Below are 22,055 nucleotides of genomic sequence, written 5' to 3'. Positions count from 1 at the left end.
TGTTCAAGCGGGAATAACGCCCTCCGCAACATCACGCATAACCGCGTCATAGACCGTCACACCAATGGCGTAGGAACATTCCCTGCTCCTCCCTACCCTTTGCGCTCCCTCTCGACGATCGTGAAAGCGCATGCAAAGAACTCTCATCCCCCTCCCGCCACTCCAGGCGCTCGGTTTCTGTCTCGCCATCACGCTGTTCGAATGGCTGACCTATATGGCCAGCGACATGGTCATGCCGGCCATGCTGAACGTCACTCAGGATCTTGGAGCCGATACCGCTCATATCCCCAACGCATTCAATCTCTATCTGATCGGTGGGGTCTGCCTGCAATGGCTGATCGGCCCGTTGTCCGACCGGTTCGGCCGACGCCCGCTGTTGCTGGCCGGTTGTGCGTTGTTCGGCGTGACCTGTGCAGCGGCTGTCGCCACGCCCGGCATCGAAGTGTTCAACGCCCTGCGACTGTTGCAAGGCATGGGCCTGGGATTTGTCGTGGCGGTCAGCTACCCCGCGTTACAGGAAGTCTTCTGCGAGGCGGATGCGGTGCGACTGATGGCATTGCTGGGTAATGTCGCACTGCTTTCGCCCCTGCTCGGTCCACTGCTCGGCAGCCTGCTGCTGGAATGGCTGAGCTGGCGCGAGCTGTTCCTCGGTCTGGGCCTGATCGCAACACTGACCTGGATCGGGCTGTATGCCTGCATGCCGGAGACGATCGGCGTTGTCCGTCACGACGGCGGCCAACAAGCGCCGATCCCATTCTCGTTCGGCCAGCTGAGCAGCCGTTATCTCGCACTGCTGCGCAATCACCGGTTCGTCGGCATCTGCCTGGCTCTCGGGCTGATGAGCCTGCCACTGATTGCCTGGATCGGACTGGCGCCGCTGTTGCTCGTCCAGTTGCTGGGCCTGACTACTCGCGAATACGCGCTGTGGCAGATTCCCGTGTTCTCGGCGGTCATTGTCGGCAATCTGATCCTAGATCGATTGCTGGCTTCGCGGGATCTGCCGCAATTGATTCGTCTGGCGCTCTGGCCATTCTGCCTGGGTTTGCTGACATTGATCGCCGCGGCACTGACCAGCCTTTCCCTTGCCGGATTGATGACCGGCCTTGCGCTGTATGCCGTGGGACTGGGCATGAGCAACGCCGCGCTGTACCGCCTGGCACTGTTTTCCAGCGATGACAGCAAAGGCCTGGTTTCTGCCTCGATCGGCATGATTTCGATTGCGGTGATGGGTGTCGGCGGTTCATTGATTGCCGCCATTGGCGGCGGTACCCGCCTCGAATCCTTCGCCATTTGGGCGGCGCTGGGCGGCCTGCTCAGCCTGCCTCTGCTGTACCGGTTTCTGCCAAACGTCCCGACAGACTCCGCTTCTTCAACATAACGCCAAGGACGCATGATGAACCCTTTCCCCTACAGCGACGCGCTCTGCGCGTTGACGCAACCCTATTGCCCGGATTCCGTGCCGGACGGGCTGTTTAACCAGGCCATGGCCGAGATCAGCCGGTTTCATAGCCAGCACACCCCCGGCTACGAACACTGGCTGAACGCCAATGGCTTGATCGTGGACGACCTCGAGCACCTTGATGACTGGTCTCGGCTTGCGCCCGTTTTTGCCAGTTTCTTCAAGCGACAGCCCTTGCTCAGTGCCACCGGAGTGGACGCACTGGAACTCACTTCTTCCGGGACCAGTGGCGAGAAAAGCCGCATGCGTTATGACCAGCGCAGTCTGGGCGCGGCCCAGAACATGGTCGGGCAGATCTTCCGGCACTATGACTGGGACACCCCGCACACCCCATGCAATTACCTGCTGCTGAGCTATGAACCCGAAGGCAGTATCAGCCTGGGCACATCGTTTACCGATCAGTTTCTGTGCCGGTTTGCGCCCGTCAATCGCGTGGCCTACGCACTGCGCCGCACAGGCGGCGGACATGAATTCGACGGCTTCGGCGTGATTGCCGCCTTGCAATCCTTCGCCGAAGAAGGCTTGCCGGTGCGCATCTTCGGCTTCCCGGCCTTTCTCTGGCAGACCCTGCAACGCATGCAGGCCACCGGGGTGGCGAACCTGCAACTGGCAGAAGGCTCGCTGACGCTGTTTGGCGGCGGCTGGAAAACCCAAATGGCACACGAAATTCCCCGTCAGCAACTGTATGAACGCATTCATCGCCAATTGGGCATCGAGATATCTCGCTGTCGTGACGGTTATGGCGCCGTCGAGCATGCAGTGCCGTATCTCGAGTGTGCTCACCATCATTTCCATGTACCGGTCTATTCGAAGGTTTTCGTGCGTCATCCCTCCGATTTTTCAGTTCAGCCCTATGGGCGTCAGGGCTTGCTGAGCTTTGTCTCGCCCTACATTTCATCAAGCCCGGCACACGCGGTGGTCATGAGCGATCTCGCCACCCTGCATCCTGGCGCCAGCTGTGGCTGTGGTCTATCCACCGACTGGTTCGAACTGCATGGCCGAGCGGCCACCACGGCCGGCCGAAGCTGCGCGATGGCTGCCTCTGAATTATTGGGGACGCACTGATATGTACCTGATCAACGGAAAACTTCACGACGACTGCACCCTCGACGCCGCACTGCAAGAGCTGGACCTGGATTTGCCACAACGATTGGCCAAGGCGCTCGATACAGCGACCGTGCTTGGTGCAGCAGCCACTTTTGCCGAGCGTCTGCAAGACCCGGGCATGGCAATGCCCATCGGTCCCGAGCAACGCCAGACACTGATCGAGTTCTGCCAGCCGGATGCGTTGCGGCGCAAGCTTGAGCGCGAACTCGGCGAGCAACCGGGCAGCCTGCGTCGCCTCGACTATCACCCGTTACGCTTTGAACGCTGGAGCCCGCTGGGACTTGTGGTTCACATCACCCCCGGCAACGCACCGTTGCTGGCCTTTTGCGCGGTGATCGAAGGCCTGCTGGCCGGCAACGTCAACTGGTTGCGTCCCAGCAGCAGCGATCAGGGGCTGACGGCCCAATTGCTTCATGGACTGGCACAGAGTGATTCGACCGGTCAGATTGCCGGACATGTCGCCGTCATTCCGGCAGGCACCGCACAGATGGGTCAATTGTGCCGACGGGCCAACGGCGTCTCCGCGTGGGGTGGTGAATCCGCGCTCCAAGCGATCCGCCAGCAACTGGCGCCCGGCTGTCGCTGGATCGACTGGGGCCATCGCATCAGCTTCATCTACCTGACGCCGGCAGCGGTCACGCCAGAAGCGCTGGACGCCGTGGCCGATGAAGTCTGCCGTCTGAACCAGCAGGCCTGTTCCAGTCCGCAATGGCTGCTGGTGGACAGCAACGACGAAAACATCCTGCGCGCCATCGGCGATGACCTGGCCGAGGCATTCGAGCGTCGATCCCGACACTGGCCGGTCCTGCTGCCTTCGATTCAGGAGGCCTCGGAAATCACCACCCGCACGGCGATGGCGCGACTGGCCCAGAGCTTCTCCGAGGTCAACGGCCAGGTCTGGCAGGCACCGGACTGGCGCGTCATCTGGACCCACGACCAGCAACTTGCGCCCTCGCCGCTGTTTCGCAGCCTGTTGCTCAAGCCACTGCCACGGGCGCAGGTCAGCGAGCAGCTGTTGCCCTGGCGCAACGTACTGCAAAGCGCCGGGCTGATGTGTACAGAACACGAAACGGCTGAACTGGCTCAAACACTGATCGCCGCGGGTGTCACGAGGATCACTCCGGTGCAAGCGATTCACGACGGCTACGAAGGCGAACCCCACGACGGCGTGTATGCGCTGCAGCGCCTGAGCCGTCGCGTATCGGTCAGCCTGCCGGCCACGGCGCTGGCAACCCGTGCCACGCTCGATCCTCTGCCGACACCACCCTCGGTGGCCAATCTGCCGATCATGAGCAAAGACGCCTTTATCACCCGCCCCATCCACCCGGCGGCGCGGTTGTATTTCCGCTCCGGCGGCAGCAGCGGCGCCCCGGCGTTGGCCGGTTACAGCTACCGCGATTTTGATCGACAGATGCGCGCCAGCGCCGACGGACTGTTCGCAGCGGGCCTTGATCCGAAACGCGACCGGGTAATGAATCTGTTCTTCAGCGGCGGGCTGTACGGCGGTTTCTTCAGTTTTTCCAAAGTACTGGAGATGCTGGGGGCCACGCACCTGCCGATGGGCGCGCCGGCCGATGACGATTACAGCGAGATCGCCCGGTTGATCATCGATCAGCGTGTCACCGTACTGGTCGGCATGCCCAGCACGCTGCATCGTTTGTTCCTCAACGAGCAGGCACGGCTGAGTGCCTATGGCGGGATCGAAAAGGTCTTCCTCGGTGGCGAACACCCCGGCAAGCAAAGCCTCGCACTGATGCGCAGCTGCGGCGTCAGGCTGATCCGCTCGGCCATTTACGGCAGTGTCGACGCCGGACCGCTCGGCCATGCCTGCCCCGCCACCGGCGATGGCGTGTTTCATCTGATGAGCGATATCCAGCATCTGGAGATCGTCGAATTCGAGGCTGATCGACCGGTGACCGACGGCGAAACCGGGCGTCTGGTGTTCACTTCCATCGAGCGCGAAGGACAGAACATTCAGCGCTACGACGTCGGTGACAGCGGTCGCTGGATTCCCGGTGTGTGTGAGTGCGGGCTGCCCACGCCACGTTTCGAGCTGCTGCAACGTCATGGCAGGCTGATGCGCATCGGCACGGATTTTATCTGCCTGTCGCAATTGGCAGAGCATCTGCAGACCGAATTTCAGTTGATTCTCGAACATGCCCCGGACGGCCTGGAGCGCATGCGCTTTCGCTGCCCACGGCAACCTGATGATGTACAGCGTCGCCTGCTGGACTATCCGACCTTGGCCACGCTCATCCAGACAGGGCTGCTTAGCGTGGAAGTGGAGGTCTGCGGCAGCGACCGGTTCACCCGCAACAAGCACAGCGGCAAGACGCCTCTGCTGATCGACAACCGGGGCATTGGCCCCAGCGCAGACAGGCAAGGAGCGGAACATGAACACACGGTTTGAACTGCAAGAGCTGGTCACGTTTGCCCGACAGCATTCCGGTTTTTATGCGCGTCACTTCGCCGAACTTCCCCAGCCGATCACATCACTGGAACAACTGCCGGTGATCGACCCCGTGGAATACTGGAAAGGCAGTCATGACCTCGACCAGTGGCCTGTACTGACGGCACCGCTGAATGACGCACTGGTTTTCAAGACCGGAGGCACCACCAGCGCCGGCAAGTTTTCACTGTTCCGGCGTGAGGAATGGCGGACGCTGGTAACGGACTTCGGCCGCAGTCTCGGCGCCCGGTTGAGCGCCGGAGACCGGGTCGCCAACCTGTTTTTTGTCGGTGATCTGTATGCCAGCTTCATCTTCACCCACGATGCGCTGGCACATGTGCAAACCGAGGTCGTCGAGTTTCCCTTCACCGGCCATGTCGACTCGAACATCCTGGCCGATGCGATTGCCCGGCACCGGATCAACGTGCTGGCGGGTCTGCCGGCACATCTGCTGAGTTTCGCGGCGTGGCTTGAGCAACATGACCGGTTCCTGGCAGGCGTCACCGCCCTGCTCTACGCCGGTGAAAGCCTGTTTGACGCCCAGTTGCAACGGCTGGCGCGGGTTTTCCCCAGCGCCGGCGTAGCCTCGATCGGATACGCCAGCGTGGACGCCGGATTCATCGGTGCCAGTCATCGTGACTGCGCCATCGGCGAACATCGGGTTCCCGAATGTCACGCAGTGCTGGAAATTCTCGACGAGCAGACCGGTGAACCGATCGAAGAATGCGGTCGTGTCGGACGCCTGGTGATGACCAACCTCACGCGCCGGTTGATGCCGTTGATCCGCTACCCCGTCGGTGATCGCGCGTGCTGGCGAGAGTCGTGCGGCGCGCCCCGGCGCAAGTTCGCGCTGATGGGCCGCTGCGCCGACAGCCAAAGAGTGCGCGTGGGCATTCTGACTCTGCTGCCGCAATCGATCGGCGAAACCGTGCGGCGCGTTACCGGCAGCGACGATTGGCAACTGCTGATCGAACAGGACGGCGCCATGGATATCCTCAGCCTGCACTGGGCACCGGACGCCCTGTCACCGGCAAACGCTGAAGCCGAACAGACGCTGCACAGAGCCTTGATCGAAGACTATCCGTTGATCGAACAACTGAGCGCCGATCGCCTGATGGCGTTGCGGATTCGCTGCTGTACGGTTCAGGAACTGGTATGCCATCCACGCTCCGGCAAACGGCAGCGCGTGCTGGACCGGCGCATCTATAACGGCTCCGGCCAGGAGCGTTGCTGATGGAAACGATCACCCTGCGCGGATATCGCACCAGTGACGCCCAGGCGGTCAGTCGCCTGTTCAGAACTATCTATGGTGACCACTACGCCCAGCCGCATGTTTACCTGCCCCGCATGATCAGCCAGAACCATGCCGACGGCCGCTGGCACTCGTTGGTGGCGGTGGCGAACGATCAGGTGGCGGGCCACGCCACGTTGATTCTCGACAAGCAATCATCCATCGCCGAACTGGCGCTGAGCGTGGTGGATCCTCAGAACCGTGGCCAGAACATTGCAACGCAACTGAGCCGACGCTTGCTGACGCATGCGCAGGCGCTTGGCTATCGGGGTGTCACGATCAAGCAAGTGACCCATCACCCCTATTCGCAAAAAATGGCCGCCCGCCTTGGTTTTCAAAATACCGGCTTGTTGCCCGATCATGCACCGTCACCCTTTGGCGGCGTGCTGACCGAATCGCTCGTGCTGGGTTACGTTCCTGTCGACGGCTTTCAGCGGCCGCTGCCGGCCTTGACCTGGCCAGACGAATGCCGGGAGTTCATGCAGCAGTTGTGCGACGTGTTCGGAACGCAATTGAACGTGGCGCCGTGGATCGGCGCTCCAGCGCAGCTGGAACAGCGCTGGGGGCGATATGACGGGGTTTTCAGCGAAGTGGATGAGAGCTTGCTCAAACAGCTGCAGCAACTGCCCACCCATTGGCTGATATCGATCCGGCTCAGGCTGGCCCAGGGTTTCGACACTGCCTGGCGCCGGTTATCAACGACGGGTTTCGTGTTCAGCGGACTGGCGCCCGATGACAAAGGTGAGGGATGGCTGGCGTTGTTTCATAGAGGGTTCCAGCCAAAATCACTGACACTGCATTGTCCGCAAATGCAGCGGCTGCATGACGACATGCAGCAACGGATCGCCCCGCTTGCGGATTTTCAGATTTGCGGCAACCGCCCATAAACGAAAAGGCCCGCTCCGTTACCGGTGCGGGCCTTCTGGTCACGCCTTGGCGCTGACGCCAGCGTCGGTCGGAGGCTTGCGCTCGCCGCCCTGCCCGTAGGTCTGCAGGTTCTGCAGTACATAAATGGCTTTCTTGTACTCGGGGATCAACGTATTGGCGTACTTGTTGCCCTTGAGATTGTTGGTCTGGATGGTATCCAGTTGCGTCGCGAAATACTCCAGCGCATTGAACTTGGCGTCCGGATCCTTCTGAATGCCGAAGCGATCAAACTTGTCGCCGGCGTTGAGCAGAGTAATGGACGTGACTTCGGAAATCAGGCCACGGCTGCGCAGCATTGCACTGAGGCTGCCCAATTGTTTGGCCGAAACATTGGTGGGATCGAAACCCTTGATGTTCTTGTGCAGCCCCTGCTTGTCCATCTCCGCGATGCTGATTGCGTTGGGGTCCTTGCCAACCTGGGCCAGCATCTGCTTGACCTTGACACTTTGAGAAACCGGTTTGCTCGAGCTTCCTGTATCTCGAACCAGCAAACCCGCCTTGGGTTGCCAGGCACCGGTATAGCCGATAGTCATGAGCAAGCTCCTTGCGAGGAAAACATGAAAAATTCCTTGATGAACGACTTTTGAGTTGCCCGGAGTATCGGCCGGCAACCTGATGGCTCCAACTCATTTCTGCACCTTTTTACAAATTTTGTACATTCACGATACAAACCGATAAAAGCTCCGGAAATATGGGACCAGAGCGTTCATGACAATGTGATGACAGTGGGTTTATCGCTCTAATGTTCGGGACAGTTAGTTCTCGTGTATCAGGCCGGATACGTTCCACCGGTCGGGATTGCAGCTTTTAGGACGCAAGTACCTAAAGCTTCCCGAAGTCGCGACGATACGTTAGGAAACCCGCGCTGTTTTTTCCCTGCCCACAATAAGAATCCCTGCTCAAGGACCGGTTTCCATGCCCGCATTCCGCACCATTCAGGCTCGCTACACGCTGTTTCTGGTTCTGTTCATTCTGTTGTTGTCGGTGCTGACCGTGGTCGGCATCAGCCAGTTGGTCGCACCCAAGCTGCGCCATACCGAAGAGCAGGTCGTGCTCAACCGCATTGCTGAAGTGGCCGAACAGATTCAGGGCGAATTGAACAAGGTCCAGGCGCAACAGCGCAGCATCACCCAGACCATCCCGCTGCTCGACAGCGCAGCCATCGACACCGTATTGCCGGGGCTGGTGGATCAATACGGCGAGCTCAAAGTATTCGGCGGCGGCATCTGGCCATTGCCCGGCCAGCGTGAGGCCGGACGCAACAAGTTCAGTACGTTCTGGCACCGTGATGCCTCCGGCAAACTGGCGGTGAACACCTTCTGGAACAGCGACGCTGCGCCCAACTATTACGACCAGAGCTGGTACAAGGGCGGCATGCAGACCCCGCGCGGCCAATGCGCCTGGGCCGCTGCTTATAAAGATGATGCCAGCGCCGAGCCGCGCACCAACTGCGCCATGGCCATCCAGAAAAACGGCAGCGCCTGGGGCGTGTCGACCATCGACGTGACCCTGGGCTTCTTCAACGATCTGGTGGCGCGCAAGGAAAAAGACCTCAACGCCGAAATGCTGATCGTCGAGGCCGACGGCAAGATCATCAGCAACAGCTCGCGCATCAGCGGGCCGATTGTGCTGAAGAACATCAGTGAACTCGCCGGTGGCTCGACCTTCGCCAGCCAGGTCAAGGCCGGGCTGCAAAACCGCGATCAGGCGCAGCGCGTCGAGTTCGACAACCACGGTGAAGCCAGCACCTTCTTCATGCGCCCGATCGAAGGCACCCCGTGGTTCCTCGCCACCGCCCTGCCAACCAAAATGCTCACCGCCCAGCGTGACGATGTGCTCAGCAGCCTGAGTATGCTGCAGATCCCGCTGGTGATCCTGCTGGTACTGTTGCAGGTCTACGCAATCCGCCAACTGGTTTCGCGCATGAAAGCGCTGAAAGCCAACATCGATTCGCTGTCCAGCGGCGATGCCGACCTGACCCGGCGCATCACCATTCGTGCTGAAGACGAACTCGGTGCCATCGGGCACTCGGTCAACACCTTTATCGCCTACCTGCAGAACATGATCGGCGAAGTGACCCAGGCCACCGGCGCGATGGCCTCGAGCCTCGACAGCCTGCAACGCACCTCGGCGCACACCAGCCAGATTCTGCTGCGCCACGCTTCGGAAACCGACCAGACCGTTACCGCGATCAACGAAATGAGTTCGACCGCCGAAAGCGTCGCGCAAAATGCTGCTGAAACCGCTGCCTTCACCCAGCGCGCCAATGAAAACGCCGACCGTTCCCGCATCGTGGTCGGTGAAGCGTCAGGCAGCGTGGTGGCGTTGATCGACGAAGTGGCCAGCGCCACCCACAAGGTCGAAAGCATGCAGCAGGATGCCCAGCGCATCACCGAAATCCTCGGCGTGATCGGCGCCATTGCCGGCCAGACCAACCTGCTGGCACTCAATGCCGCCATCGAAGCAGCGCGGGCCGGTGAACAGGGTCGCGGTTTTGCCGTGGTGGCGGACGAAGTGCGTGCCCTCGCCGCCCGCACCCAGGCCAGCACCTCGGAAATCAACGAAATGTTGACCCGCTTGACCCAAGGTGTGAGCTCGTCGGTCAGCGCCATGGAAAACACCCAGGCCAGTTGCCAGTCGGCCGCCGATGCCACCACCCGGGTCAACAGCGGGCTGGACGAAATGGCCGGCGCGGTCAGCCACATCAACAGCCTCAGCACCCAGATCGCCACCGCCGCCGAGCAGCAAAGCGCAGTCACCGAAGAGATCAACCGCAGCATGGTGCAGATCCGCCACATGGTCGATGAACTGGTGGAAAGCGGCCAGGCCAGCGAACTCAACACCCGCCAGTTGCTGGAAGCCAATAGCCGGGTGAGCGCGATCATGGGCCGCTTCAAGGTTCGCTGACCGTTTTGTCATCTTGTACTCAGTGGCCTGTCAGCTTTGATCTACGATCATGTTGGCAGGCCTGCCTCGTATCACTTGGAAACACTCCGTTGATGCCAGGCAGGAAAAACCGGTCAAAATGCCTTCCTTTTTGACCGTTCTTCCTCTGAGCCGAGAGCCCTCCATGCGAAACCATCTGCGTCTGGCCGCCCTGAGCGCGCTGTTCATTTCCTCCCTGGCGCAAGCCGCCGACCTTATCCCGATCGAAGTCCACCGCGACGCCAACTGTGGCTGCTGCAAAAAATGGATCAGCCATCTGGAAGCCAATGGCTTCAAGGTCGAAGACCACGTCGAAAGCGACATGAGCAGCTTCAAGCAGCAGCACGGCGTGCCGCCGCGTCTGGCGTCCTGCCACACCGCGATCATCAACGGCAAATTCGTCGAAGGCCATGTTCCGGCGGAACAGGTGCTGGCCCTGAGCAAGCGTGACGACCTGCTCGGCGTTGCCGCGCCGGGCATGCCGATGGGCTCGCCGGGCATGGAAATGGACGGCATGAGCGACGCGTATCAAGTGATCGGCCTGAAGAAAGACGGCGTCGATGTGGTGGTGGCGGATTACCCGGCCCATTGATGACGGCGGGTTATCTCGGGCTGTTCCTGGCCGCGTTTGGTGCGGCGACCCTGTTGCCACTGCAATCGGAAGCCGTGCTGGTCGGGCTGCTGGTCAGCGATCGTTACTGGCTTTGGGGCCTGCTGGCCGTGGCGACGCTGGGCAATGTCCTCGGTTCGCTGGTGAACTGGTGGCTGGGGCGCGGTCTGGAACGATTTCAGGATCGGCGCTGGTTTCCGGTCAGCCCCAGGCATATGGAGCGCGCCCGTGCTCACTATCAGCGTTACGGTCACTGGTCGCTGCTGCTCAGTTGGTTGCCGGTGATCGGCGATCCGCTGACGTTGATCGCCGGGGTCATGCGCGAACCTCTCGGGCGATTCCTGTTGATCGTCACTCTCGCCAAAGGCGCCCGCTACGGGGTGCTGGCGATGCTCACCCTGGGCTGGCTCGGTTGAACGATCGGGCCCGGGGATTGCCTGTGTTTAACGTCGCCCTAATCCGGCCGTTCCAGCATCGGCCGATTTCTTGTGGAGTTGTCCTATGTCTGTATCGCTGACCCGCTGGCTGCCCGGCCTGTTGCTGACCGCCGCCCTGCCCCTGCTTGCTCACGCCGAAGGGCCGCAATACGGCCCGGAACTGCAAGGTTTCGATTATCCCTACACCCTCAAGCACTTTGCCTTTCAGTCCCAGGGCAAGTCGCTGCAGATGGGTTACATGGACGTCGCCGCCCACGGCAAGGCCAACGGGCGCACCGTGGTGCTGATGCACGGCAAGAATTTTTGCGGCGCGACCTGGGACAGTTCGATCAAGGCCCTGAGCGAAGCCGGTTATCGGGTGGTCGCCCCGGATCAGATCGGTTTCTGTACCTCCAGCAAACCCGATCATTACCAGTACACCTTCCAGCAACTGGCAGCCAACACTCAGCAGCTGCTCAAGGCGCTGGGCATCCAGAAAGCCACCCTGCTCGGCCACTCCACCGGCGGTATGCTCGCCACCCGTTATGCGCTGCAATATCCGGATCAGGTCGAGCAACTGGCGCTGGTCAACCCGATCGGCCTGGAAGACTGGAAAGCCCTCGGCGTGCCGTATCGCAGCGTCGATCAGTGGTATCAGCGCGAACTGAAAGTCACCGCGCAGAGCATCCGTGACTATGAACGCACGACTTATTACGACGGTCGCTGGAAACCCGAATTCGACCGTTGGGTGGACATGCTCGCCGGCCTGAGCAACGGCCCGGGCAAGACTCAGGTCGCATGGAACTCGGCGCTGATCTACGACATGATCTTCACCCAGCCGGTGTACTACGAGTTCAAGGACCTGAAGATGCCGACCCTGCTGCTGATCGGCACCTCCGACACCACCGCCATCGGCAAGGACATTGCGCCGCCGGAAGTGAAGGCCAAAATCGGTCACTACGAGGTGCTGGGCAAGCAGGTAGCGAAACTGATTCCTCAGTCCACGCTGGTGGAATTCCCCGGCATGGGCCACGCCCCGCAGATGGAAGAACCGGCGAAATTCCACGAAGCACTGCTGGGCTGGCTGGACAAAACCAATCCCGTTCGTTGAAGAGGTGACGCTGATGGCGGTGCAGATTGCGGTGATCGATGACTGGCAGGACGTCGCGCGGGGCGTAGTCGACTGGTCGATGCTCGACAGTCTCGGCGAAGTCACCTTCGTCCATGAGTACCCGGCGGACAACGCCACGCTGGCCGAGCGTCTGGACCGGTTCGAGGTGATCTGCGTGATGCGCGAACGCACGCGCTTCGATGAAGACCTGCTCAAACGCTTGCCGAACCTGAAGCTGCTGGTCACCGGCGGCATGCGCAACGCGGCGCTGGATATGCCGGCCGCCGCCCGTCTCGGGATCAAGGTCTGCGGCACCGACAGCTACAAGCACGCGGCGCCGGAACTGACCTGGGCGCTGATCATGGCTGCCACCCGCAATCTGGTGAACGAGGCCAACGCTCTGCGCGCCGGTCAGTGGCAGCAAGGTCTGGGCAACGACCTGCACGGCAAGACCCTCGGCATTCTCGGGCTCGGCAGCATCGGTCAACGGGTGGCGCAGTTCGGTCAGGTGTTCGGCATGCGTGTGATCGCCTGGAGTGAAAATCTCACCGCCGAGCGCGCTGAAAAGGCCGGTGTCACCTATGTCAGCAAGCAGCAGTTGTTCGAACAGGCTGACGTGCTGTCGGTCCACCTGGTGCTCAGCGATCGCAGCCGGGGTCTGGTCGATGCCCAGGCGCTGGACTGGATGAAGCCGACCGCGCTGCTGGTCAACACGGCGCGCGGGCCGATTGTCGATGAAGCGGCGCTGATCAAGGCCTTGCAGAAACAGCGCATCGGCGGGGCGGCCCTCGACGTGTTCGATCAGGAACCGTTGCCGGCGCTGCATCCGTTTCGCACCCTCGACAACGTGCTGGCCACGCCCCATGTCGGGTATGTCAGCCGTCAGAACTATGAGCTGTTCTTTTCGCAGATGATCGAAGACATTCAGGCCTGGTCAACCGGAGAACCCGTGCGCCTGCTCAACTGAGCCTCCTCACCTTCGCGGGCAATTCCTGCCCGCGAGGCAGCACCCGCTGACCACCTGCCAACACAAGTGTCCGCACCGCAACAGTGCATTCGCACGTTTCCGGCGCCCGAAATCGTGACCGGCCGGTCACCATTTTGCATCATCGACGACGCCTGACATGCACTTCGTCGGGGCGCCCCCCCTCCCGAAGCCGCGGATTTCGTGAGCCTGCAACAGATTGTCGAACAATTCATCCGATCGCCCTGGCCCGCTCTAGGATCTGGCCTAGACTGGATTTCGCGGGGTAAAACCGGCCGGTCACAAAGTCAAAAATTCGTCGAAACTTTTGCAGATCGCGGCGGGTCATCTGATAGGCAGGGCCAAAGCGACTGGTTCAAGTCTTGCAATGGCCACCTCACCCATTCTGCTTGCACGTGTCGGGTAGCGTTTGCTTACCGATGCGTGGCGTGTTTGCGCCCGGCCACAGGACCTGGCCATGGACATCGCATGTTCAAGACAAGAATCAGATCAAAAAGACGGGAGATTCATATGATCAGTGCGGCATTGGAAATTCAGGGAGAACGGGCTCATCAGCCGATGGGTGAATCGAGCACTTTAAGCGTTCCCGGCAGCCGATCGATCAGCGTCCCGATCACCAAGACACTGACGCCGATAGCCAGTCAGAACCCCAACAAGAAAAAAGTATTGTTCGTGACCTCGGAAATCGCCGACCTGGTGAAGACCGGCGGTCTGGGAGACGTTTCTGCCGCCCTGCCCCGTGCAATGGCGCATCTGCACGACGTCCGGGTGTTGATCCCGGGTTACCCGCAAGTCATGAACAGCGAGAATCCGATCCACATCATCGGCGAACTGGGTGGCCACGCCGCGCTGCCACCCTGCAAGATCGGGCGCATGGACATGCCCGACGGTCTGGTCATTTATGTGTTGATCTGCCCTGAACTGTACGCCCGTGACGGTGGCCCGTACGGCGCCAACAATGGTCGCGACTGGCCGGACAACCATATCCGTTTCGCCCGTCTGGGTCTGGCCGCCGCCGATATCGCCGCCAACCTCGCACAAATCCACTGGTGCCCGGATCTGGTGCACGCCCACGACTGGCCGGCCGGTCTCGCGCCTGCCTACATGCACTGGCGCGGGCAACGCACGCCGACCCTGTTCACCATTCACAACCTGGCCTATCAAGGCGTCACCAGCCTGGGCTCGTGCCCGGAACTCGGGATTCCCGCCCATGCCCTGCAACAGGAAGGCATGGAGTTCTACGGCAAGATGTCGTTCCTCAAGGCCGGCATGGCTTATTCGAGCCACATCACCACGGTCAGTGCCACCTACGCGCAAGAAATCACTACCCCGGATTTCGGCTGCGGTCTCGACGGTTTTCTCGCCGCCAAGACCCAGCAAGGCTTGCTCAGCGGCATTCCCAACGGCATCGATGAGAGCTGGGACGCTGCCACCGACCCGCATCTGTTCGCGCCATTTGCCATCGGCGACTGGGAAGGCAAGGCCATCAACGCCGCCCACGTGCGCGAACTGTTCGGCCTGAACGAGTCCGAAGGTCCTCTGTTTGCAGTGGTCTCGCGACTGGTCTATCAAAAAGGCCTGGACCTGACCGAAGCGGTGTCGGAATACATCGTGCAGAACGGTGGCCAGATCGCGATCATCGGCCGTGGCGAGCCTGAAGAAGAACAGGCCATGCGTGAACTGGCGCTGCGCTTCCCCGGCCAGATCGGCGTGCGCATCGGCTTCAATGAAACCGACGCCCGACGCATGTTCGCCGGCAGCGATTTCCTGCTGATGCCATCGCGTTATGAACCGTGCGGTCTGAGCCAGATGTACGCCCAGCGTTTCGGCTCGCTGCCGGTGGCGCGCAACACCGGCGGGCTGGCCGACACCATCGAAAACGGTGTTACCGGTTTCCTGTTCAATGAATCCACCGCCGAAAGCTACCGCGAGGCCCTGAGCCGAGCGTTCAAGGTGTTTGCCTTTCCCGAACTGCTCAACGCCATGCGTTGCCGGGCGATGGCCGCCCCCTTCAACTGGTGCAAGGCAGTCGAACCTTACGCCGAACTCTACGAACGACTGGTGGCCAAGGCGCTGGGTAAAACGCACCACAAATAACCAGGGAGGTTTTCAACGATGCCGTCACGGACACCTGAAAGCTGGCCCCACGGCGCGATCATGCTGGATGCCGAGCACACCCAATTCGCGCTGTGGGCGCCGGATGCATTTTACGTCAGCGTCGAGCTGGACAACGGCCAGTCCCTGCCCATGCTGCCCCAGGGCGAGGGCTGGTTTGTCATCAAGACCCGCTGCCCTGCCGGCAGCCGCTACCGCTTCAACATCGACGGTGAACTGGAGGTCCCCGACCCGGCCTCCAGGGCGCAGGACGGTGATCTCGACCGCCACAGCGTGGTGGTCGATCCGCACCGTTATTCCTGGCGCAACACCACGTGGCAAGGGCGCCCCTGGAATGAAGCGGTCATTTATGAACTGCATGTCGGCGCGCTCGGCGGATTTGCCGAAGTCGAGCAGCATCTCTCACGCCTCGCGGAGCTCGGCATCACCGCCATTGAACTGATGCCGATCGCGCAGTTTCCCGGCGATCGCAATTGGGGCTACGACGGCGTGTTGCATTACGCGCCACAAGCCAGCTACGGCACGCCGGAACAACTCAAACATCTGATCGACAGCGCCCACGGTTATGGTCTGGCGGTGATTCTTGATGTGGTCTACAACCACTTCGGCCCCGACGGCAATTACCTGCACCGCTACGCCAAGGGTTTTTTCCGCGAAGACAAACACACGCCGTGGGGCGCAGCCATCGACTTTCGCCGTCGCGAAGTGCGGGACTTCTTCGTCGAAAACGCCTTGATGTGGCTGCTGGAATACCGTTTCGACGGCTTGCGCCTGGATGCGGTGCATGCCATCGAGAGCCCCGACTTTTTGCCGGAACTCGCACGTCGCATACGTCAGCAGATCGACCCGTCCCGGCATGTGTGGCTGACCATCGAAAACGAACTCAACCAGTCCAGCCTGCTTGAGGAAAATTACGACGCGCAGTGGAACGACGATGGCCACAACGCCCTGCATGTATTACTGACCGGTGAAACCGACGCCTACTACGCGGACTATGCACTGCAACCCACCGAACAACTGGCCCGCTGCCTGAGCCAGGGTTTTGTGTTTCAGGGTCATATCACCCGCCACGGCGAACCCCGTGGCGAGCCAAGCGAGCATCTGCCATCCACTGCTTTCGTGTTGTTCCTGCAAAATCACGACCAGATCGGCAATCGCGCCTTCGGCGAGCGCCTGCATCAATTGGCCGACCCGCGCGCGGTGGATGCTGCGACAGCGTTGGTGTTGCTGTCGCCGATGATTCCCCTGATGTTCATGGGTGATGAATACGCCGCCCAACAGCCATTTCTGTTCTTCACCAGCCACCATGGCGAACTGGCGAAACTGGTGCGCGAAGGTCGGCGTAATGAGTTCGCGGCATTCAGTGCCTTCTCGGATCCGCACAAGCGTGAACAGATTCCCGACCCCAACGCCGAGCAGACCTTTCACGCCTCACAACCGCGCCTGAAGGGTAACGGCACGCCTCGGCAACAGGCGACGCTGGCGTTGTATCGCCAGCTTCTGCAACTGCGCCATCAATACATCATTCCCAACCTGTCCGGCACTCAAGCCCTCGGCGCCCAAGTGCTGGGGCCTGGCGCCGTCAGCGCACGCTGGCGCCTGGGCGATGGCAGCGAGCTGCGAATCGACCTGAACCTCAGCGATACGCCAGTGGTCAACCTTCCACAGACCGAGTCGGTGTGGCTGTTTCGCCAGCCATCCGACGCCGGCCTGTTGGATGAGGGGCAACTGCCCCCGTATTGCGCGCTCGTCAGCCTCACGGCCGCAACCCCTTTGCCCCCCTTGGATGGAGAGCGCCTATGAGTGATGCGCAACTGGAAATTCTCGCCAGCCGAGCCGGCCTTGCCGTCGACTGGATCGACGCCAACGGACGAGCGCAAAAAGTCGCCCCGGCGGTGCTGCGCAATGTGCTGATCAGCCTCGGTCACCCGGCCGGAACGGCTCAGGAAATCGACGCCAGCCTGCTCGAACTGCAACAGGTACAGGAAAATCGCCAGTTGCCCCCGCTGCTCACTGCCGATGTCGGCGTGGGCGTGGATCTGGCCCGCTATTTCGAACCCGAGACCCCTTGCGAGATTCACCTGGAAGATGGCTCGCGCCTGAGCCTCAAGCTGGATGCCGAGTCCGTATTGCCCGGCGAGATACCGGTCGGCTATCAGCAAGTGCACATCGCCGATCAGCAATTCACCCTGGCCGTGGCACCGGAACGCTGCTTCAGCGTAGGTGATGCCGTGGACAGCCCGATCCCGCGCGCATGGGGCCTGAGCGTGCAGCTTTATGGCCTGCGCCGCCCCGGCGATGGCGGTTTCGGCGACACCCAGGCCCTGGAAGAACTGGCCCGGGTGGCCGGTGAGCGCGGCGCCGATGCCTTGGCGATCAGCCCACTGCACGCGATGTTCAGCGCCGACACCGGGCGCTACAGCCCTTACTCGCCGTCCAGTCGGCTGTTTCTCAACCCGCTGTACACCGCACCCGGCGCGATCCTCGGCGAGCGCGCGCTGCGCGATGCGATTGACGCGGCCGGGCTGACCGAGCAGTTCGAGCAACTGGAAAACCTGAAACTGATCGACTGGCCGAAAGCGGCCGACGCCAAACTGAAACTGCTGCAAGCCTTGTACGACGGCTTCATCAGCGGCGAACACCCGTTGCACGCCGACTTCTCCAGCTTTCGTGATGCCGGCGGCGAAGCGCTGGAAAACCACTGCCGCTTCGAAGCCATCCAGGAAATGCGCGCGGCCCGTGGCGAGAGCCTCGACTGGCGCCAATGGCCGGAGCACTGGCACGACCCGCGCGGCTCTGCCCTCGGCGCATTTGCCGAGGAATACGCCGAGCGCATCAGCTACTTCGCGTTCTGCCAATGGTTGATCCACCGCTGCCTGGAGCGCGCCCAGACCGCCGCCCGCAGCGCCGGCATGGGTATCGGCCTGATCGCCGACCTGGCGGTGGGTGCCGACGGTGCCGGCAGTCAGGCCTGGAGCTTTCAGGACGAGTTGCTCGCCTCGCTGACCGTCGGCGCGCCGCCGGACATCCTCAATCGCTCAGGCCAGGGCTGGGGCATTTCCGCGTTTTCCCCGGAAGGACTGGTGCGCAACGGCTTTCGTGCGTTCATCGACATGCTGCGCGCCAACTTCGCTCACGCCGGCGGGCTGCGCATCGACCATGTCATGGGCCTGCAACGGCTGTGGGTAATCCCCAACGGCGCGGTCCCGGCGGACGGCGCCTACCTGTATTACCCGGTGGATGACCTGCTGCGTCTGCTGACCCTCGAATCCCATCGTCATCAAGCGATCGTGCTTGGCGAAGACCTCGGCACCGTGCCCGATGGCCTGCGGGAAAAACTCATCGCCCGGGCCATGCTCGGCATGCGCGTGCTGTTGTTCGAGCAGGACAACACCCATTTCAAACCGATCCTCGACTGGCCGGACAACGCCCTGGCCACCACCAGCACCCACGATCTGCCGACCCTCAACGGCTGGTGGCACGGCCGCGACATCGACTGGAATGCGCGACTGGGACTGATCGACGCCAACGGCGAAATCGACTGGCGCCGTTACCGCGAACGGGAGCGTGAAGGCCTGCGCAACGCCCTGAGCCAGGACCCGCAAAACTTTCGCGAGGAATCCCACGAGGCCGATCAGGTGGTCGACGCCGCTGTGCGTTTCCTCGGCCACACCCGTGCGCCGCTGGTTCTGCTGCCGTTGGAAGATGCGCTGGGGCTCGACGAGCAGGCCAACCTGCCCGGCACCATCGACACCCACCCCAACTGGTCGCGCCGCTTGCCGGCCACCAGTGAGACGCTGCTCGACGGTGTCGACGCCGCAAGACGCCTGGAACTATTGGCGTGTGCCCGCCTTCAGGCAGCCGAGCGTGACCAATGAGTGCATTGCCCGTCCAGACCCTGCGCGCCACGGTTCGCCTGCAATTTCACCGAGGCTTCACCCTTGATCAGGCGGTGCCGCTGGTGCCGTATTTCTCTCGACTCGGCATCAGCCACATTTATGCCTCGCCGCTGCTCGCCGCGCGCGCCGGCTCCATGCATGGCTACGACGTGGTCGATCCGACCCGGGTCAATCCGGAACTCGGCGGCGAACCAGCCTTGCGTCGTCTGGTCGCCAGCCTGCGCGAGCACGGCATGGGGCTGATCCTCGACATCGTCTCCAATCACATGGCGGTCGGTGGCGGTGACAACCCGTGGTGGCTCGACTTGCTGGAATGGGGCCGACTGAGCCCCTACGGCGAGTTCTTCGACATTCAGTGGCACTCGCCCGACCCGCTGATGGAAGGCCAGTTGCTGCTGCCGTTTCTCGGCAGCGATTACGGTGTCGCATTGCAGGACGCGACTCTGCCGCTGCTGTTCAATGCCGAGAGCGGCACTTTCCATGTCGAGCATTACGAGCATCACTTCCCGATCTGCCCTACTGATTACGGCGAACTGCTCAGATCCGATGACAGCCCGAACGACGCGCTCAAGGCCCTCGCCGACCGTTTCAGCGCGCTCGGCTATCAGACCGACGCCCGCTCACTGGCCCTGCCGCTCAAGGAAGAACTCCAGCAACTGGCCAGCGACCCGCACATTCTGCAAGCCATTGAGCGCAACCTGACGCACTACGATTCGAAGACCGGAGAAGGTTTTCAGCGCCTGCACCAATTGCTGGAACGGCAAAGCTATCGCCTGGCGAGCTGGCGCACGGCGGCGGATGACATCAATTGGCGGCGCTTCTTCGACATCAACGAACTCGGCGGTTTAAGGGTCGAGCGTCCGGCAGTGTTCGAGGCCACCCACGGCAAGATCTTCCAGTTGATCGGCGAAGGCCTGATCGACGGCCTGCGCATCGACCACATTGACGGCCTCGCCGACCCGCGCGGCTACTGCCGCAAGCTGCGCCGTCGTCTTGACCATCTGGCGCCGGGCCGGCACTTGCCGATTTACGTCGAGAAGATTCTCGGTGACGGCGAAACCCTGCCCACCGACTGGTCCGTGGACGGCAGCACCGGTTATGAATTCATGAACCAGTTGTCGCTGTTGCAACACGACCCGGACGGTGAACATGTGCTCGGCGACTTGTGGCAACGCCGCACCGAGCGCCCGGCCGCGTTCATCGAAGAAGCGCAACTGGCGCGCCAGCAGATCCTCAACGGTTCGCTGGCCAGCGATTGCGAAAGCGTTGCTCAGGCCCTGCTGCAAGTGGCGCGCGACGACCTGATGACCCGCGACCTCACGCTCGGCTCGATCCGCCGTGTGTTGCAGGCGTTGATCGTGCACTTCCCGGTGTATCGCACCTACATCACCCCGATGGGTCGCTCGGCGCGCGACGAGGTGTTTTTCCAGCAGGCCATGGACGGTGCACGGCAGACATTGAGCGAAGCCGATTGGCCAGTGCTGGACTCCGTCGCCGGTTGGCTTGGTGGCCAGCCGTGGCGGCGCAAACCTCGTGGTCGCTCGCGCAAGATTCTGAAGCACGCCTGCGTGCGCTTTCAGCAGCTCACGTCCCCGGCCGCCGCCAAAGCGGTGGAAGACACCGCGCTGTATCGCTCCGCGGTGCTGCTGTCGCGCAATGACGTCGGTTACAACACCGAGCAGTTCAGCGCGCCGGTCAGTGACTTTCACGCGGTGAACCAGCAACGTCTGGCGAGCTTCCCGGACAACCTGCTGGCCACCGCCACCCACGACCACAAACGCGGCGAAGACACCCGCGCGCGACTGGCCGTACTCAGCGAACGCAGCCACTGGTACGCCGAGCAGATCGAGCTGTGGCGCGCCCTCGCCCGGCCGCTGCGCCATGACGATCAGTTGCCGTCGTCGGCGGACGAATTGATCCTCTATCAGGCGCTGCTCGGCAGCTGGCCGCTGGACTTGCATGACGACGATCAGGCCGGGTTTGCCGATTACGCCAAACGTGTCTGGCAGTGGCAGCAGAAAGCCCTGCGCGAAGCCAAGCTGCAAAGCAGCTGGAGTGCGCCGAACGAGGCTTACGAAAACGCCGCTCAAGCGTTCACCGAACAATTGCTGCTGGCTCCCGAAGGAGAACTGCTGCGCGGGGCGCTGGCCAAGACCGTCAACAGCATCGCGGCGGCCGGCGCCCTCAACGGTCTGGCGCAAACCTTGCTGCGCATGACCGTGCCGGGGGTGCCGGATCTTTATCAGGGCAACGAGTTCTGGGATTTCAGCCTGGTCGATCCGGACAATCGGCGGCCAGTCGACTATGCCGCCAGGCAGCAGGCGCTGGAGGCACCAGGGCCGGTTCAGGAACTGTTGGAGAACTGGCGCGACGGGCGAATCAAGCAAGCATTGATCGCCGAGGTGCTGCGCCTGCGCGCCGACGACACCGAGTTGTTTCGCCGTGGTTCGTACCAGGCCCTCGAGGTACTGGGCAGCCAGGCGCACAACGTGCTCGCGTTTGCCCGCGAGCATGGGGAGCGACGGATCATCGTGATCGTGCCGATCCGTTGCGCAACATTGTTGGAAAACAGTGCTGTGCCGATGGTTGATGCGCTGCGCTGGGGCGATACACGGGTGGTTTTACCGTTCGACGCCTCTGACGAAAATCTGAAGGGACTTTTTTCGAGCACCGCAGTCACAAAAAACAGGGAGCTGCAGGTCAGCGCCGCGCTGGGGGATTTCCCGGTCAATCTGCTTATCCAACACGTCTAGCAGCATGA

At 61.8% G+C, this 22,055-nt stretch carries 15 protein-coding genes; 14 read left to right on the top strand and 1 reads right to left on the bottom strand.

The window, feature by feature from the left end:
* Positions 1-130: 130 nt before the first annotated feature.
* The 5 genes from ACTJK7_RS13505 to ACTJK7_RS13485 are packed head-to-tail and all read left to right on the top strand — an operon-like array spanning position 131 to position 7,193.
* Entirely contained in the window at positions 131-1,378 is a 1,248-nt protein-coding gene (locus ACTJK7_RS13505; protein ID WP_108561766.1) for an MdfA family multidrug efflux MFS transporter, read from the top strand.
* Positions 1,379-1,393: 15 nt separating this feature from the next.
* A complete protein-coding gene (locus ACTJK7_RS13500; RefSeq protein WP_108561764.1) occupies positions 1,394-2,524 on the top strand; it encodes a LuxE/PaaK family acyltransferase in 1,131 nt (376 codons plus the stop codon).
* A gap of 1 nt (position 2,525) precedes the next feature.
* Positions 2,526-4,976, top strand: a complete 2,451-nt coding sequence (locus ACTJK7_RS13495) for an aldehyde dehydrogenase family protein (RefSeq protein WP_108561762.1) — start codon at positions 2,526-2,528, stop codon at positions 4,974-4,976.
* Positions 4,960-6,249, top strand: coding sequence for a phenylacetate--CoA ligase family protein (locus tag ACTJK7_RS13490; protein ID WP_108561760.1), 1,290 nt, complete (start codon positions 4,960-4,962; stop codon positions 6,247-6,249). The genes ACTJK7_RS13495 and ACTJK7_RS13490 overlap by 17 nt, the downstream gene beginning before the upstream one ends.
* A complete protein-coding gene (locus ACTJK7_RS13485) occupies positions 6,249-7,193 on the top strand; it encodes a GNAT family N-acetyltransferase (protein ID WP_108561758.1) in 945 nt (314 codons plus the stop codon). Before ACTJK7_RS13490 ends, ACTJK7_RS13485 begins: the two co-directional genes overlap by 1 nt.
* Before the next feature lie 39 nt (positions 7,194-7,232).
* Here the strand turns inward: ACTJK7_RS13485 and ACTJK7_RS13480 are convergent, their stop codons facing one another.
* Positions 7,233-7,766, bottom strand: a complete 534-nt coding sequence (locus ACTJK7_RS13480; protein WP_064381796.1) for a hypothetical protein — start codon at positions 7,764-7,766, stop codon at positions 7,233-7,235.
* A gap of 382 nt (positions 7,767-8,148) precedes the next feature.
* Here ACTJK7_RS13480 and ACTJK7_RS13475 point away from each other — a divergent pair, with 382 nt between their 5' ends.
* From ACTJK7_RS13475 to ACTJK7_RS13435, 9 genes are all read left to right on the top strand, one after another.
* Positions 8,149-10,140 carry a methyl-accepting chemotaxis protein gene (locus ACTJK7_RS13475; protein ID WP_108561756.1) on the top strand — a complete coding sequence of 664 codons (1,992 nt, stop codon included), beginning with the start codon at positions 8,149-8,151 and terminating at the stop codon, positions 10,138-10,140.
* 163 nt (positions 10,141-10,303) lie between these two features.
* Positions 10,304-10,750: a DUF411 domain-containing protein gene (locus tag ACTJK7_RS13470; protein ID WP_108561755.1), complete on the top strand. Its 447-nt coding sequence runs from the start codon at positions 10,304-10,306 to the stop codon at positions 10,748-10,750.
* A complete protein-coding gene (locus ACTJK7_RS13465; RefSeq protein WP_108561753.1) occupies positions 10,750-11,184 on the top strand; it encodes a YqaA family protein in 435 nt (144 codons plus the stop codon). Before ACTJK7_RS13470 ends, ACTJK7_RS13465 begins: the two co-directional genes overlap by 1 nt.
* Positions 11,185-11,269: 85 nt before the next feature.
* Positions 11,270-12,295: an alpha/beta fold hydrolase gene (locus ACTJK7_RS13460; RefSeq protein ID WP_108561751.1), complete on the top strand. Its 1,026-nt coding sequence runs from the start codon at positions 11,270-11,272 to the stop codon at positions 12,293-12,295.
* A 13-nt stretch (positions 12,296-12,308) separates the two neighbouring features.
* Positions 12,309-13,262, top strand: coding sequence for a D-2-hydroxyacid dehydrogenase family protein (locus tag ACTJK7_RS13455; protein WP_440779756.1), 954 nt, complete (start codon positions 12,309-12,311; stop codon positions 13,260-13,262).
* 528 nt (positions 13,263-13,790) lie between these two features.
* Complete coding sequence (gene glgA / locus ACTJK7_RS13450) at positions 13,791-15,377, top strand: glycogen synthase GlgA (RefSeq protein ID WP_108561747.1); 1,587 nt, start codon at positions 13,791-13,793, stop codon at positions 15,375-15,377.
* Between the two features lie 18 nt (positions 15,378-15,395).
* Entirely contained in the window at positions 15,396-17,198 is a 1,803-nt protein-coding gene (gene treZ, locus ACTJK7_RS13445; RefSeq protein WP_108561745.1) for a malto-oligosyltrehalose trehalohydrolase, read from the top strand.
* Positions 17,195-19,273 carry a 4-alpha-glucanotransferase gene (gene malQ, locus ACTJK7_RS13440; RefSeq protein WP_108561743.1) on the top strand — a complete coding sequence of 693 codons (2,079 nt, stop codon included), beginning with the start codon at positions 17,195-17,197 and terminating at the stop codon, positions 19,271-19,273. Before treZ ends, malQ begins: the two co-directional genes overlap by 4 nt.
* Positions 19,270-22,047: a malto-oligosyltrehalose synthase gene (locus ACTJK7_RS13435; RefSeq protein ID WP_440779758.1), complete on the top strand. Its 2,778-nt coding sequence runs from the start codon at positions 19,270-19,272 to the stop codon at positions 22,045-22,047. Before malQ ends, ACTJK7_RS13435 begins: the two co-directional genes overlap by 4 nt.
* The last annotated feature ends 8 nt before the right edge of the window (positions 22,048-22,055 follow it).

This window comes from Pseudomonas sp. 22085 (genome assembly GCF_052045815.1).
Classification (GTDB): Bacteria; Pseudomonadota; Gammaproteobacteria; order Pseudomonadales; family Pseudomonadaceae; genus Aquipseudomonas; species Aquipseudomonas glycinae.
This window is presented reverse-complemented; position numbering and strand designations above follow the sequence as displayed.

Bases quoted from the DNA above. Each gene is read 5' to 3' on its own strand.
- ACTJK7_RS13505 (WP_108561766.1), top strand. From the start codon at position 131: ATGCAAAGAACTCTCATCCCCCTCCCGCCACTCCAGGCGCTCGGTTTC.
- ACTJK7_RS13500 (WP_108561764.1), top strand. From the start codon at position 1,394: ATGAACCCTTTCCCCTACAGCGACGCGCTCTGCGCGTTGACGCAACCC.
- ACTJK7_RS13495 (WP_108561762.1), top strand. From the start codon at position 2,526: ATGTACCTGATCAACGGAAAACTTCACGACGACTGCACCCTCGACGCC.
- ACTJK7_RS13490 (WP_108561760.1), top strand. From the start codon at position 4,960: ATGAACACACGGTTTGAACTGCAAGAGCTGGTCACGTTTGCCCGACAG.
- ACTJK7_RS13485 (WP_108561758.1), top strand. From the start codon at position 6,249: ATGGAAACGATCACCCTGCGCGGATATCGCACCAGTGACGCCCAGGCG.
- ACTJK7_RS13480 (WP_064381796.1), bottom strand. From the start codon at position 7,766: ATGACTATCGGCTATACCGGTGCCTGGCAACCCAAGGCGGGTTTGCTG.
- ACTJK7_RS13475 (WP_108561756.1), top strand. From the start codon at position 8,149: ATGCCCGCATTCCGCACCATTCAGGCTCGCTACACGCTGTTTCTGGTT.
- ACTJK7_RS13470 (WP_108561755.1), top strand. From the start codon at position 10,304: ATGCGAAACCATCTGCGTCTGGCCGCCCTGAGCGCGCTGTTCATTTCC.
- ACTJK7_RS13465 (WP_108561753.1), top strand. From the start codon at position 10,750: ATGACGGCGGGTTATCTCGGGCTGTTCCTGGCCGCGTTTGGTGCGGCG.
- ACTJK7_RS13460 (WP_108561751.1), top strand. From the start codon at position 11,270: ATGTCTGTATCGCTGACCCGCTGGCTGCCCGGCCTGTTGCTGACCGCC.
- ACTJK7_RS13455 (WP_440779756.1), top strand. From the start codon at position 12,309: ATGGCGGTGCAGATTGCGGTGATCGATGACTGGCAGGACGTCGCGCGG.
- glgA (WP_108561747.1), top strand. From the start codon at position 13,791: ATGATCAGTGCGGCATTGGAAATTCAGGGAGAACGGGCTCATCAGCCG.
- treZ (WP_108561745.1), top strand. From the start codon at position 15,396: ATGCCGTCACGGACACCTGAAAGCTGGCCCCACGGCGCGATCATGCTG.
- malQ (WP_108561743.1), top strand. From the start codon at position 17,195: ATGAGTGATGCGCAACTGGAAATTCTCGCCAGCCGAGCCGGCCTTGCC.
- ACTJK7_RS13435 (WP_440779758.1), top strand. From the start codon at position 19,270: ATGAGTGCATTGCCCGTCCAGACCCTGCGCGCCACGGTTCGCCTGCAA.